Below are 13,627 nucleotides of genomic sequence, written 5' to 3'. Positions count from 1 at the left end.
ATAAGGCGCGGAGTCTGGAAGCCGGGGGCACGTGCTACCCCGGCATTTCGGACCATATCAGGCCGGAAAATCAATATGTCCCTCATTCTTATTCTGGAGCAGATCCTGAACGGATTGCAGTTCGGGGTGATGCTCTTTCTCATGGCAGCTGGCCTGACGCTTGTCTTTGGCGTCATGGGGCTTATCAACCTCGCGCATGGTGCGCTCTATATGGTGGGGGCTTTTGCGGCTGCTATTGTTGCGGCGTGGACAGGGTCTTTTGTGCTGGCCTTAGTGGCGAGCCTTGTTGCTGCGGCAGCAGCAGGTGCTTTGGTCGAGCTGCTGGTGATCCGCAAACTCTATGATCGCGATCATCTCGATCAGGTTCTCGCGACCTTTGCGCTGATCCTGATTTTCTCCGAAGGCACACGTTGGGTATTCGGTTCGTTTCCTCTGTTTCTGGATGTACCGAGTTATCTGTCGGGTCCTGTGACGTTGCCCGGCGGGATCCAATACCCCCTTTATCGGCTCGCTATTATCGCGATTGGTCTGCTTGTCGCTGCCGGTTTGTTCTGGCTCATCGCGCATACCCGCATCGGTATTCAGATCCGTGCGGGTGAAAATGACCGCGAGATGATCGCAGCGCTTGGTGTTGATATTTCAAAGCTTTACACGGTGGTCTTCGCTTTGGGTGCGGCTTTGGCGGGCTTGGCTGGCGCATTGGTTGGGGCGATTCAGTCGGTACAGGTTGGCATGGGAGAGCCGGTATTGATCCTCGCCTTTGTTGTGATCGTAATCGGGGGTATCGGATCGATAAAGGGGGCTCTGGTGGGGGCACTTCTGGTCGGGTTGACGGATACATTGAGCGGCGTGTTCCTGCCGCAGCTCTTCGGATTGTTCATGGAACCAGCGAGCGCCACATCGGTTGGAGCGTCTCTGGCGTCAATGTTGATCTATATCCTGATGGCGGCAATCCTACTGGTGCGCCCCTCTGGCCTATATGGAGGGCACAGCTGATGATGCGCGAACGGATACTGAACGCAGGCGTCATTCTCGCGCTGCTGGCTGTTCCTCTTTGGGCGTGGAGCGCAGATGAGCCATTTCTAATCACTCTGGCCACCAAGGTTGCTATCCTTGCGCTGGCGGGTGTTGGATTGAACATTGCACTGGGCATAGGCGGGCTGGTCAGCCTGGGGCATGCGGCGTTTTTTGGTATCGGAGGCTATGCCATGGGTATTCTTGCGGCCCATGCGCAGAACTATGAGCCGTTGATGACCTGGCCGGTGACAATAGAAGGCAGCAACCAAATGCCCCTGATCTGGCTGATTGCCGGCGTCGTCAGTGCACTTACGGCTCTGGTAATAGGGGCGTTGTCTCTGCGCACATCAGGTGTTTACTTCATCATGATCACGCTGGCCTTTGGTCAAATGCTTTATTACTTCGCGATCAGCTGGTCGGCTTATGGCGGCGAGGATGGATTGTCGATCTGGGTCCGCAATGAGTTTCCGGGCCTCAATACATTGGTACCGATGCATTTTTTCTTAATCTGCTATGCACTCCTATGCCTTGCCTTGTGGTTTTCTGCCCGGCTGGCACGGGCGCCCTTCGGTCTGGCATTGGCTGCGGCGCGCCAGTGTGAGGCACGTGTGGAAACAGTGGGCATTACACCATATAAGTTGCGGCTCACGGCCTTTGTAATCTCGGGCGCGATCACAGGTTTGGCCGGCGCCCTGTTTGCCGATCTGAACCGGTTTGTCAGCCCCACCATGCTCAGCTGGCACACCAGCGGCGAGATTATGATCTTTGTGATTATTGGCGGTGTTGGTCGGCTGTTTGGTCCTGTGATTGGTGCTGCGTTATTCATTCTACTGGAGCATCTCTTAGGCGGTATCAGCGACTACTGGCAGATCTATCTTGGTGGGCTTCTGCTGATCATTGTGCTTTACGCCCGCGGTGGTGTGACCGGTGCCCTTTGCGGGCGGGAGGTTGCGCATGATTGAGGGTGTCGTGTCAGAGCAGGTTCTGAAAGTTCGGGGCTTGAACAAATCCTTCGGTGCGTTGCAGGCCAGCAAAAACATCACACTTGACCTGCGTGTCGGTGAAATTCATGCATTGATTGGTCCAAACGGCGCGGGAAAATCAACACTTATCAAACAGGTGTCCGGGGAACTTCACCCCGATAGCGGCACCGTTGAAGTGTTGGGCCAAGATGTCAGCAATTTAGATCGCGTCGCACGCGCTCGGCTTGGCCTTGGCCGAACGTTTCAGATATCCGCGTTGGCAATGGAGTTTACAGTGTTGCAAAATGCTGTGCTTGGAGCGCTTGGCGCACGGGGTGGTGTGTTCCGGTTCTTTGGCAAGGTGATGCGGGACAGCCTGCTGGTGGCACAGGCCGAGCATGCGCTGGAACGTGTAGGTCTTATTGACGAAGCTAAGCGTCGGACCGCGGATTTGTCACATGGGCAACGCCGCCAGCTGGAAGTCGCCGTTGCCCTTACGATGGCCCCAAAACTGTTTCTGATGGATGAGCCCATGGCCGGGTTGGGCGCGGGCGGCTCACAAACCCTAACAGCGTTCCTCAATGAGCTTCGGCAAGAGGCGCCGATCCTTTTGGTTGAACATGACATGGATGCAGTTTTTGCTCTGGCGGATCGGATCAGCGTATTGGTTTACGGACAAGTGATTGCTACTGGCACTACAGATGAAATCCGCAACAATCCTGAAGTGCGCCGAGCATATCTGGGTGAGGAGGATGCCGTATGACATTGTTATCATTAAACGGAGTCACTGCATCCTATGGCCCGTCCCAAGCGTTGTTCGGGATTGATCTTGATATTGCAGAAGGTGAAGTCGTCGCCTTGATGGGTCGAAATGGCATGGGGAAATCCACCACGATCAAGACGATTTGCGGGATGCTGCCTGTTTCTGACGGGGATATTTCCTTTGCTAGCAAAGACCTGCGCAAGTTGCCGTCTTACAAAATAGCACGCTTGGGAGTCGGGCTTGTACCTGAGGGACGTCGGTGTTTTGCACCGCTCACTGTAGAAGAAAACCTGATTGCAGCTGCGCGCCCCGGATCTTGGGATTTTGCAATGGTTGCAGAGCTGTTCCCGCGCCTGGCGGAACGCCGTGATCAGACGGCGTCTTCTTTGTCTGGGGGGGAGCAACAAATGCTGGCGATTGGGCGCGCACTGATGATCAATCCACGGCTTCTTATCTTGGATGAAGCAACGGAAGGCTTGGCACCGGTGGTTCGGCAGGAAATTTGGGCAGCCATTTCCCGCCTGAAACGCGATAGCGGCCTGTCTATATTGGTGGTGGATAAGACGCTGCGCGAGTTGGCGGCCGTGGCTGACCGTGCGATTATCTTGAACAAAGGCAGATCGGTCTGGGCGGGTGCAATGGATACACTGACACCGGAGCTGAAAGACAGATATCTGGGCGTCTGATCGTCCGGTCTTGCTTGGCCTTGTTGCATCGGTTTACTAGGCAGGGACAAACGCTCTTGGCCAAGGATACGAATATGCCAGCGATCACGATCTGCATACCGGCCTATGCAATGGGCGGGGATGGTGCGCGGTATCTGGCAGAGTCCTTTGACCACCTCTGCAAACAGAGTTTTACCGATTTTGATATTGTCGTGTCTGATCAATCAGATGACGCGGACGTAGAGACCCTGTGTCGGGCGTATGAAGATCGTCTATCTATCACCCATCTGTGGAACCGTGATGGACCTAGGCAGGCTTCTGCCAATGTGAACAACGCGATGGTTCACGCCTCGGGCGATGTTGTCAAAGTGCTTTTTCAGGACGATTTTATTATTGATATCAACGGTCTGAAAGCGATCTTTGATGCGATGGGGCAGGGCGCTGATTGGTGCCTTTGCGGCTCTGGCGTAACGCGTGATGGCCATACTCTGATGCGTCCGATGACCCCGCGCCTGACTGATCGCTTGCACTTTGGTAAAAACACCGTCTCCAGCCCCTCTGTGCTCGCAATGCGCCGTGCGTCGCTGATGAGTTTCGACGAGGAATTGATATGGTTGATGGATGTCGATCTCTACAAGCGGCTGTGGGACAGATACGGGCATCCGGCGATTGTCGAGGATACAGTGATCGCAAACCGTATGCACGACGGGCAAGTCAGCGCCTCGGTTAGCAAAGCACTGCGCCAGAGAGAATTGCGTTACATGAGCCGTAAGTTTGCCAAAACCACCAGATTGCGCGGCTGGTTGGAGTATTTCAGGCAGCGCTTGAAAGCGTTGTAGAGCGTATCTGGGAGCGACGCTGGATGGGCGGCTAAAATGCCCATCCAACATTTTCAATATCTTAGCGAGATAAGTGGATGTTGAAATGTTCTCGTATCGCCATGTCTAACACTGGATCAAACTGTGCCCGTGATGGCTCAGACAGGATTTCGATCTTGCGCGAAATAGCCTTTGCAATCAGGTCGGGCTTATTGATCTCTACCCACTCCTTGGGTGACGTGCGATCAGCAAGCGCGGGGTAAATATAGTCAGTTTGCATCCGTCCCAATGTCTGATCCGAACCCAGATAATGGCCGGGCCCACCGATACAGGTGGCGCGTATGGTTTCCAGACTGACAGAGTCCTCGTCGACCTCGATCCCCCGAACGCAGCGCAGTGCCTGACCAATCAGATCGTCACCCAGGATCAGCGACTCAAGACAGAAACCGAGCAGCGATGCGTGCATGCCCGCGGCCTCATAAACCATGTTTAGCCCGGACAGTCCCGCAAGCACGTTAGAGCACATCTGCTCCCATCCAGCCTGCATATCCGGCATTTTCGCATCTGCAATCCCTGCCGCAGCACCGCCGGGCAGGCCATAGAATGAATGCATCTGCGCGCAACCCGCAGACAAAAGCGCCTGCTCCCCGGACCCTCCAGACATTGCACCCGTCCGCAAATCGGAAACAAAGGGCCAAGTGCCAAATATAGCGGGCGCACCTGGCTTTATCGCGTTTACATAAACCAGCCCAGCAAGGCATTCCGCCACCGCCTGCACAATCGCACCAGCGATAGGTGCAGGCGCAGTTGCGCCGGCCTGCCCAGCGGAGAGAAGCAGCACCGGCATGCCGGCCAATATGGCAGCCTCCATCGCTTCGCAGCTTTCTGTGGCGAATTTCATAGGTGGTACGACAAAACAGTTTGAGTTGGAGACAAACGGACGCTCACGCCAGGCGGCTTCTCCACCGGCGATCATATGCAGCATCTCGATCACCGGCCCGACAAAAGCGGGTTCGGAAAAGGAGGTGCCGACATGTTTTGATGTACCGGAACAGCAGGCATAGATCGTGTTTAGATCCATCTCCAGATTGTCGGTGATATCGCGTGCCACCATAGGGCGCTGCAGGAAATGGATATTATCCATTCGGTCACATATACGGGCGGCATCGTGTAGATCCTGAACTGTGCATTCCCGGTAATTGCGCCCATCGATTTCGACCAGGTGAACAGCAGCACCGGCAGTCCCAAAATGTACTTTATCTCCAGATAGATGCAGGTCGTTCTTTGGATCCCGACCATGCAGGATGACGCTACGATTGGCGTTGCGAATGGTGTCTTCAACCAGTGCGCGCGGGAAGCGGATACGACCGTCTTCGCCTTCAATGCAGCCCGCTGCCGTCAGATAGGCGACCCCGGTGGGCGGGGCATCAGCAAGGCCGATTTGTTCTAGCGCATCAAGCGCAGCTTGGTGAATGCGTTCGACGCCCGCGTTGCTGAGTGGGCGATACTGTCCACCCTCCAACCCGGCACGAACTGGGCGCAGGTGATCGGCAAGCGGTGCTGCACGTGCAGCTCGACGTGCGGCTCGGCCACCGCTGCGCGCCGCACGAGGGGCGTTTGATTGATCTGTCATTTGAGGTCTCTTTTGGCTTAGTTCAGGGGGCTGATCGGCTCAGATCCCCTGCGGACGACCCCGAGCTGCCCGGCCACGGGACGCACCGATGGTTCGGCCAATCAGGATGATGAACCATTGTTCACCTGACTGTTTCCCTGGCTGTCTTTCTGCCATTTCGATGCTCCGTTGACCTCTGGACATCGTTGCACAGAGGGCGACCGATTCTATCTCATTTGCGACCTTTGTGAAATTTGCGACTTAAATTTCAAATCACCTCAGCTGGAGGTCGTCCGTTAAACTGGTAGTAAATAGCGTAAAAAGGTAATTATTATAACGCATTAAGTGGCACGGTGGGGCTGTCTTCGTCCCGCTACTTCGGACACTTTGGAAAAGCGATCATGCTGAACCGAGTGTTAAGCATTTGGATCGATACTCGTCGTAGTTGGACAACCATGCGCGCCTGAATGGCGAGCCGCCAGAAAGGGCAGCGCCGATGACACCGGCCTTCTTTTGCAGAACAGATGAAAACTGCTCGCCACACGCTCAGCGGCGGGTAGGTTGCAAGCCCGCATTGGATGTGTTCTCGCTGCGTAATCTCATCGCCGGACTGGGCGGAGTGTTTATTGGATGCACTCCTGTATTGGCTGAGGATTGGAGTGGCGTTTTTCTGGGTGCGTCGATTACGCAAAGCCATCAATCCCAATCAGATACAGGTTCGACGACAGCATCAGGACTACATCTTGGCTACGATCATGATTTTGGCCGGTTGGTTCTGGGCGGTGAGATCGAAGTTGATCGAAGCGGTCGTGCAAGCGTTAGCCCGCAGGAAGATCATACCCACCGCGTGAAACTGCGTGCTGGCTACGACATGGGCCAGACGCTTGGGTATGTAACCATTGGCTCGGCCCGCAATGAGACCGCGACCGATAGCGATAATGGGGCAGTCTATGGCCTTGGCGTCAGCTATTCTCTCAACCGGGCTCTGCGGTTGAGTGGTGAATATCTGCATCAGGACGCCAATGATGGTGCAGCCCTGCAGGCACCGTCACGCGATATTCTGTCGATCCGCGCGTCTTTTCGGTTCTGACGAACCAAACATCCTGACCCCGGTTCCTGATTTACGTATCCGTCATTGAGCTGCGGATCCGACTCCAGCGCCGCTTCCATCCCCAAATTACATCCCCCATCAGACTGCCGACCTGCTCGGTAGATGATCACGCGATTGTACGCGCACTGCATTGGGCAAGCAGAAATTGGCCTGTTGCATCCATGCTGCGCGCAGCTTTGCCAATCGGCGTATTGCCGCGTCAAAGCGGTCAGCAAGAACCTGCTTTGGGGAGTGGTTTTCGGCCATTTGACGCGCAAGAATCCGGAAAACCACAGCAGGGTCTGGAACAAATCGGTCTTCGATCTTCTTTAGGGGAAGCAGACGCGAGAGTAGCGCGTCTTAGAAAAGCCAGATGTCGTAAAGACAGACAAGGAGAAGTCGAGATGACTCGTATCGTATCTATGGCCGCCATGGCCGCAGTCCTGAGCACCCCAACCTTTGCTGGGAACCTGGAAGAGCCGGTTCTTGTTCCGACCCCATCAGCCCCGCCTGTCGTAGTGGCGAATGATGGTGGCGACTGGACTGGTGCCTATGTCGGCGGCCAGATCGGCCAGCTGGATGCAGACACCAGCACCGGTCTGTCGGGGGATGATGTATCTTATGGTGTGCATGCCGGCTACAACTATGACTTTGGCCGTTTTGTCGTTGGCGGTGAAGTCGATTTTGACGCCACTGATGTGGATTTGGGCGGCGGTGCTACCGTCGACTCGGTCCTGCGTGGCAAGCTCAAGGCAGGTTATGATTTCGGTCCTGTACTTGCCTATGTGACTGGAGGCGTGGCTCAGGTCGACACGTCGGTCGGTGATGAAACCGGTGAATTCTACGGTATCGGCGTCGCTTACCGTGTGACTGATCAATGGACCTTGGGTGGCGAAGTGTTGGAGCATGACTTTGACAATCTTGGCAGCTCCGGCATTGGCGCGGATGCGACCACCGTTGCTTTGCGGGCGTCGTTCCAGTTCTGACCTCAGCCTAATTTGTGAGTATCGCAGCGCGTCCATTTCAATATGGGCGCGCTGTTTTTATATGCAAATTTACGATCGCCGAGAACATGAGGGTAATGCCCAAATTGCAGGCTTGGCGGGGCATTCTCGCTGTGTTATGCCAATCTCATGAACCAGATATGCAACATTATTACCTGCTGCATTACCTGCTGAAAAATTCAGCGGGCTGGTATCTGTCGTTCCTTTCTTTTGAACAAGTTGCTAAGCCCGCGCTGTGCGCCGCTTATCCGCGGTACCCGTTGGGAGATCGGCCAAGGGCGTTAAGGCGCTATGGTCAGACGAAGGAATAGTGATGACGACGATCAAGCTGCACAACACCCGCACGAGAGGCAAAGAGGTGCTGGATCCGATCAACCCTGACGATGTGCGCCTCTATCTCTGTGGGCCGACGGTTTATGACCGCGCCCATTTGGGAAATGCGCGCCCGGTCGTGGTGTTTGATGTGCTCTACCGGTTGCTGCGCCATGCCTATGGCGCTGATCACGTCACGTACGCGCGTAATTTCACGGACGTAGATGACAAGATCAATGCAACAGCTCTTGCGCGCATGGAAGCGGGTGTACCCGGAACACTCGAAGAGCTGGTTCAGGAGCGCACAGAAGAAACCATCAGCTGGTATCTCAATGACATGGGGCAGCTCGGTGCCCTTGAGCCGGATCACATGCCACGTGCGACGGCTTACATCCCGCAGATGATCGCGATGATCGAAGAGTTGATTGCTAAGGATCATGCCTATGCAGATGGGGCGGGTCACGTGCTGTTTTCGGTCAAGAGCTATGCCGACTATGGTGCGCTGTCTGGCCGGTCGGTTGACGACATGATCGCGGGCGCGCGGGTCGAGGTGGCAGACAACAAACGCGATCCAATGGATTTTGTTTTGTGGAAGCCATCGACCGACGAGCTGCCGGGGTGGGAAAGTCCTTGGGGCCGTGGCCGGCCGGGCTGGCATATCGAATGCTCGGCAATGAGCCATGAGCTGTTTGGCGACAGTTTTGACATTCACGCCGGCGGCAATGATCTGATGTTCCCACATCACGAGAATGAAATTGCGCAAAGCTGCTGCGCCCATCCCGACGGTGAATTTGCAAAAATATGGCTGCACAATGAGATGCTGCAGGTCGAGGGCAAGAAGATGTCCAAGTCGCTGGGCAACTTCTTTACCGTTCGGGACCTTTTGGATCAGGGCTATCCGGGGGAGGTGATCCGGCTTGTGTTTTTGCAAACCCATTATCGCAAGCCGATGGATTGGACCGACAAAAAGGCAAAGGAATCAGAGGCAACTTTGCGCAAGTGGCGTGCTCTGACAAAGGGTGCCGTACCTGCGACGACCGCGACGACCTCTGTTATTGATGCACTGTCGGATGATCTGAACACTGCCGGAGCATTAACGGAGTTGCACCGGCTTGCCTCAGGCGGTGAGGCCGCGGATCTGTTGGCATCGGCACAATTGCTAGGCCTGTTGAGCGAAGAGATGGGTGCTTGGGCGGAAGGTGAAGATATCGATCTAACCGCTTATGAAAACGCACTTTTCGACGCACGTCAGGCGGCAATGGCTACCAAGGACTTCTCTGAGGTGGATCGTTTGAAAACCGCCTATCTTGCAGCCGGGGTTGAGGTTCGCATGTCCAAGGATAGCGTTGAACTTGTTCCGGGTCCTGAGTTTGATGCAGACAAACTGAGCGCAATTTAGGGCCTGAACTTAGATTGCTGCGGGTTGGTGACTAGCCTCCCGCGGCATAACGACCAGACTACACGGGCCCTCATGGGTGGGGGCGACTATCATTTGCCAAGCCATAAGGCCAGCCATGACCAAAGAACGTCTTTACCTATATGACACCACGCTGCGGGACGGGCAACAAACCCAAGGCGTGCAGTTTTCCACCGCTGAAAAGGTGCAGATTGCAAGGGCTCTGGATGATCTTGGGGTGGATTACATCGAGGGTGGCTGGCCAGGCGCGAACCCAACCGATAGTGGTTTCTTCGACGCAAGCCCAAAGACACGTGCGACCATGACGGCCTTCGGTATGACCAAACGGGTAGGGCGCTCTGCCGCAAATGATGATGTCCTGGCGGCCGTATTGAACGCCGGCACGGAGGCGGTCTGTCTGGTGGGCAAAAGCCATGACTACCACGTCACACACGCGCTGGGGATCACGCTTGAGGAAAACCTCGACAATATCCGGGCCTCGGTTGCGCATCTTGTTGCAAAGGGCCGTGAGGCATTGTTTGACGCCGAGCATTTCTTTGATGGCTACAATGACAACCCTGACTATGCGTTGGAGGCCTGTCGCGCGGCGCTGGATGCTGGTGCGCGCTGGGTCGTGCTTTGTGACACCAACGGTGGAACTTTGCCGGGCGACGTCGGACGTATTGTTGCTGAGGTGATTGCGGCAGGATTGCCGGGGGATCGCTTAGGCATCCACACTCACAATGATACCGAAAACGCGGTGGCCTGTTCGCTTGCAGCAGTCGATGCCGGCGCACGGCAGATCCAGGGCACATTGAATGGATTGGGAGAGCGTTGCGGCAACGCGAATCTGACCACATTGATCCCGACGCTCCTGCTGAAACACCCCTATGCGGATCGCTATGATATCGGCATCGATCTGGAAGGGCTCAGCACTCTGACAGCTCTTAGTCGGATGTTGGACGAAATTCTGAACCGGGTACCGATGAAACAGGCGGCTTATGTAGGCGCGTCAGCCTTTGCGCATAAGGCAGGGCTGCATGCTAGCGCGATCCTGAAAGATCCGAGTACCTATGAGCATATCGATCCGGCGCGGGTCGGAAATACACGCATCATCCCGATGTCCAATCAGGCGGGGCAATCGAACCTGCGCCGTCGACTGTCCGAAGCGGGATTGAGTGTTGATAAGGGTGACCCGGCACTTGCGCGGATCCTGGAGCGGATCAAGACACGGGAGGCTGATGGCTATTCCTATGATACGGCGCAGGCGTCGTTTGAGATTTTGGCCCGTGAAGAGCTGCGACAGTTGCCCAGTTTCTTTGAGGTGAAACGATACAAAGTCACAGTTGAGCGGCGCAAGAACAAGTATGACCGCATGGTGTCGCTGTCAGAGGCCGTCGTGGTTGTGAAGGTAGATGGTCAAAAGCTGCTTTCGGTCAGTGAATCCCTTGATGAAACCGGCAACGACCGCGGGCCGGTCAATGCATTGGCCAAGGCGCTCACCAAAGATTTGGGCCACTACAGCAAGGCGCTGGACGACATGCGATTGGTCGATTTCAAGGTGCGGATCACACAAGGCGGCACAGAGGCGGTGACGCGGGTCATAATCGACAGCGAAGACGGCAAAGGTCGGCGTTGGTCTACGGTTGGCGTCAGTGCCAACATAATTGACGCGTCATTTGAGGCTTTGCTGGATGCAATCCGGTGGAAGCTTTTGCGTGACACCGGTGCGGCCGGCGACCAGTCCTGATGATAGAATTTGATGACGATATGACCGCCTGTGCCGATCTGGTGCACAAAGGTGATCCTGATAGGTTTGCAACGGTCATGGCCTCTCCGGTCGCGGTTCGTAAACCGCTATTTGCGATCTATGCCTTCAATCTGGAACTGTCACGCGCACCCTGGGCGTCGACCGAGGCAATGATTGCTGAGATGCGCGTCCAGTGGTGGCGCGATGTTGGTGCAGAGATTGCGGCTGGCGGTCCGGTACGCCGCCACTATGTTGCAACGCCCTTAGGGCAGGTGCTGCGGTCCGACCTTGGGGTTCATATCGATTCAATGGCAGAGGCGCGGCGCTGGGATATCTACCGTGATCCGTTCGATGATGAGGCCGCGCTGGTCGATCATATCGACAAGACGTCCGGGTCATTGATGTGGTTGGCGGCTGCAACTTTGGGTGCGGAAGATGAGCAATCTGTGCGCCGATTTGCTTATGGTGTTGGTGTGGCCAATTGGTTGCGCGCGATCCCTAAGTTGGTTGCGGAAAAACGAGTGCCGCTACTGGATGGCACATCTGAAGGAGTGCGCGCGCTGGCCCAGAGCGGACTGACCGCGTTAAAAGAAGTGCGCGCCAACCGGGGGGCGATTGCGGCGTCGGCGCGACCCGCCCTGCTGCCGGGCTGGCAGGCCAGTACGATACTGAAGCAAGCAATATCGGCTCCGCAACGGGTTGCAGAGGGTGCATTGGGCACCAGTGAATTCCACCGCCGAGCAAGCTTGATCTACCGGGTTGCAACTGGCTGCTGGTAGCCCTGCCAAAGTGGTATAGAAAAAGACGCCTGCGGTTTCCCGTCAGGCGTCTTTTTAGTTTTGCCGTCAGATATCACTGGATATCAAATGCAGGTCGGTGCCGCCCAAACAGAAGCGTACGGGCTAAATATCGCGGAGTGGACGCGGTCGTAGCATCAGCCACAACAGTGCACCGCCCGCCAGTACCAGGAACGGAGCCATCGCTATGTTGACGGCAGTCCAGCCCTCGACAGCACTGCCACCGGAGCAGTTCATCAACCCGCCGGAGGCAAGCGAGGCAAAGGTCACGCCGCCAAAGACCAGCAGATCATTGAGCCCCTGCATGCGGCCACGCTCATAGCTCTCATGCGCGCCGGCCAGCATGGTGGTTGCACCGATAAACCCAAAATTCCAGCCAATGCCTAACAATACCAGAGCAACAAAGAAGTTTTCCAGATCCACGCCATGCAATGCAACAGCGCCTGCACCTGCGAGCACTATCAGGCCTGCACCAACGATTTTTTCGACACCAAACCGCGCGATCAGATGACCGGTAAAGAACGATGGCACATACATTGCCAGAACATGTGCGGTAACGACGTCGGCAGCTTTGCCCTCGCTAAAGCCACACCCAACAACGGCCAGCGGTGTGGAGGTCATGACCAGGTTCATCAACGCATAGGAGACCATGGCACAGATGACGGCGACAGCGATGGTGGGCGTGCGCAGTAATTCCATTCTGCTGCGGCCTTTGGGTGCATCTTCGCTTGGAACTGGCGGTTTGGGAATTTTGAGAAACAGGAACAGGATTGCGCCCAGTACATTCACTGCAACCACCGCCATATAGGTGCCGAGGAATGGGATCACAAAGGCCTGGCTGGTTGCTTTCACAATTTGCGGGCCGATAATGGCGGACAACAATCCGCCTGCCATCACATAGGAGATCGCCTTGGGCCGGAAGGAATCCGACGCGGTGTCCGTGGCGGCAAAGCGGTAAAAACCCTGCGCGCTCATATAGATACCAGTCAGGAAACTGCCGAGCAGAAAAATAGGGAAAGATCCAAGGTATAGCCCGTATGCCCCGATAATACCGCCAAGCGTGCCACCTGCCGCACCCACAAAGAAGCCGACCTTGCGCCCATATCGCTGCATAATCGCTGAAATCGGCGTGGCAGCCAGCATGGATCCAGCCACAATCAGCGAAATCGGCAACGTTGCAAAACAAGCATTGCTGGCAAGCGATTGACCTGCGAGACCACCAATGGTGAAGATCATCGGCATCTGCGCCCCCAAAAAGGCCTGCGCGAGCACGAGAATGAGCACATTGCGCTTGGCAACGCTGTCGTCGGGGAGGGGGAGTCTGTCAGTCATGCGAAATGCGTATCCCCGAAATTCCGGCGGGGCAAGATTGATGCTGCATGGGTGCGCAATGCGCGCGAAAAAGACGCGAGGGGATATGTAAGTGAGACAATCGCAAAAA

12 protein-coding genes are annotated in these 13,627 nt (G+C 55.8%); 10 read left to right on the top strand and 2 right to left on the bottom strand.

Features of this window, described 5'->3' with window-relative positions; all coding sequences use genetic code 11:
- Window positions 1-75: 75 nt before the first annotated feature.
- From ACEWZM_RS00460 to ACEWZM_RS00440, 5 genes are all read left to right on the top strand, one after another.
- A complete protein-coding gene (locus tag ACEWZM_RS00460; protein WP_414004569.1) occupies window positions 76-996 on the top strand; it encodes a branched-chain amino acid ABC transporter permease in 921 nt (306 codons plus the stop codon).
- Window positions 996-1,979 (top strand): branched-chain amino acid ABC transporter permease, encoded by a 984-nt coding sequence (locus ACEWZM_RS00455; protein ID WP_414004568.1) that lies wholly within the window; start codon window positions 996-998, stop codon window positions 1,977-1,979. Before ACEWZM_RS00460 ends, ACEWZM_RS00455 begins: the two co-directional genes overlap by 1 nt.
- The gene (locus ACEWZM_RS00450) at window positions 1,972-2,742 is read left to right on the top strand and encodes an ABC transporter ATP-binding protein (protein WP_414004567.1); all 771 of its coding nucleotides are present in this window, start codon (window positions 1,972-1,974) and stop codon (window positions 2,740-2,742) included. The genes ACEWZM_RS00455 and ACEWZM_RS00450 overlap by 8 nt, the downstream gene beginning before the upstream one ends.
- Entirely contained in the window at window positions 2,739-3,428 is a 690-nt protein-coding gene (locus ACEWZM_RS00445) for an ABC transporter ATP-binding protein (protein ID WP_414004566.1), read from the top strand. Before ACEWZM_RS00450 ends, ACEWZM_RS00445 begins: the two co-directional genes overlap by 4 nt.
- 74 nt (window positions 3,429-3,502) lie before the next feature.
- Window positions 3,503-4,246, top strand: a complete 744-nt coding sequence (locus tag ACEWZM_RS00440) for a glycosyltransferase family 2 protein (RefSeq protein ID WP_414004565.1) — start codon at window positions 3,503-3,505, stop codon at window positions 4,244-4,246.
- Window positions 4,247-4,307: 61 nt separating this feature from the next.
- On the opposite strand, the gene ACEWZM_RS00435 is transcribed toward ACEWZM_RS00440, so the two are convergent.
- A complete protein-coding gene (locus tag ACEWZM_RS00435; RefSeq protein ID WP_414004564.1) occupies window positions 4,308-5,858 on the bottom strand; it encodes a trimethylamine methyltransferase family protein in 1,551 nt (516 codons plus the stop codon).
- 475 nt (window positions 5,859-6,333) lie between these two features.
- On the opposite strand from ACEWZM_RS00435, the gene ACEWZM_RS00430 reads away from it, so the two are divergent.
- The 5 genes from ACEWZM_RS00430 to ACEWZM_RS00410 all read left to right on the top strand — a co-directional run bounded on the left by ACEWZM_RS00430 (window position 6,334) and on the right by ACEWZM_RS00410 (window position 12,168).
- Window positions 6,334-6,927 carry an outer membrane protein gene (locus ACEWZM_RS00430; protein ID WP_414004563.1) on the top strand — a complete coding sequence of 198 codons (594 nt, stop codon included), beginning with the start codon at window positions 6,334-6,336 and terminating at the stop codon, window positions 6,925-6,927.
- Window positions 6,928-7,331: 404 nt separating this feature from the next.
- Window positions 7,332-7,913 carry an outer membrane protein gene (locus tag ACEWZM_RS00425; protein ID WP_414004562.1) on the top strand — a complete coding sequence of 194 codons (582 nt, stop codon included), beginning with the start codon at window positions 7,332-7,334 and terminating at the stop codon, window positions 7,911-7,913.
- A gap of 331 nt (window positions 7,914-8,244) precedes the next feature.
- A complete protein-coding gene (cysS, locus tag ACEWZM_RS00420; protein WP_414004561.1) occupies window positions 8,245-9,642 on the top strand; it encodes a cysteine--tRNA ligase in 1,398 nt (465 codons plus the stop codon).
- 115 nt (window positions 9,643-9,757) lie between these two features.
- Window positions 9,758-11,389, top strand: coding sequence for a citramalate synthase (gene cimA / locus ACEWZM_RS00415; protein WP_414004560.1), 1,632 nt, complete (start codon window positions 9,758-9,760; stop codon window positions 11,387-11,389).
- Window positions 11,389-12,168 (top strand): squalene/phytoene synthase family protein, encoded by a 780-nt coding sequence (locus ACEWZM_RS00410; protein ID WP_414004559.1) that lies wholly within the window; start codon window positions 11,389-11,391, stop codon window positions 12,166-12,168. The genes cimA and ACEWZM_RS00410 overlap by 1 nt, the downstream gene beginning before the upstream one ends.
- A 123-nt stretch (window positions 12,169-12,291) precedes the next feature.
- Here the strand turns inward: ACEWZM_RS00410 and ACEWZM_RS00405 are convergent, their stop codons facing one another.
- Complete coding sequence (locus ACEWZM_RS00405) at window positions 12,292-13,518, bottom strand: MFS transporter (protein ID WP_414004558.1); 1,227 nt, start codon at window positions 13,516-13,518, stop codon at window positions 12,292-12,294.
- Window positions 13,519-13,627 lie beyond the last annotated feature (109 nt).

The organism is Phaeobacter cretensis (genome assembly GCF_047372505.1).
GTDB classification, from domain to species: Bacteria; Pseudomonadota; Alphaproteobacteria; order Rhodobacterales; family Rhodobacteraceae; genus Phaeobacter; species Phaeobacter cretensis.
Note: the sequence above shows the minus strand (reverse complement) of the source record. Positions and strands in the feature narration are given on the sequence as shown.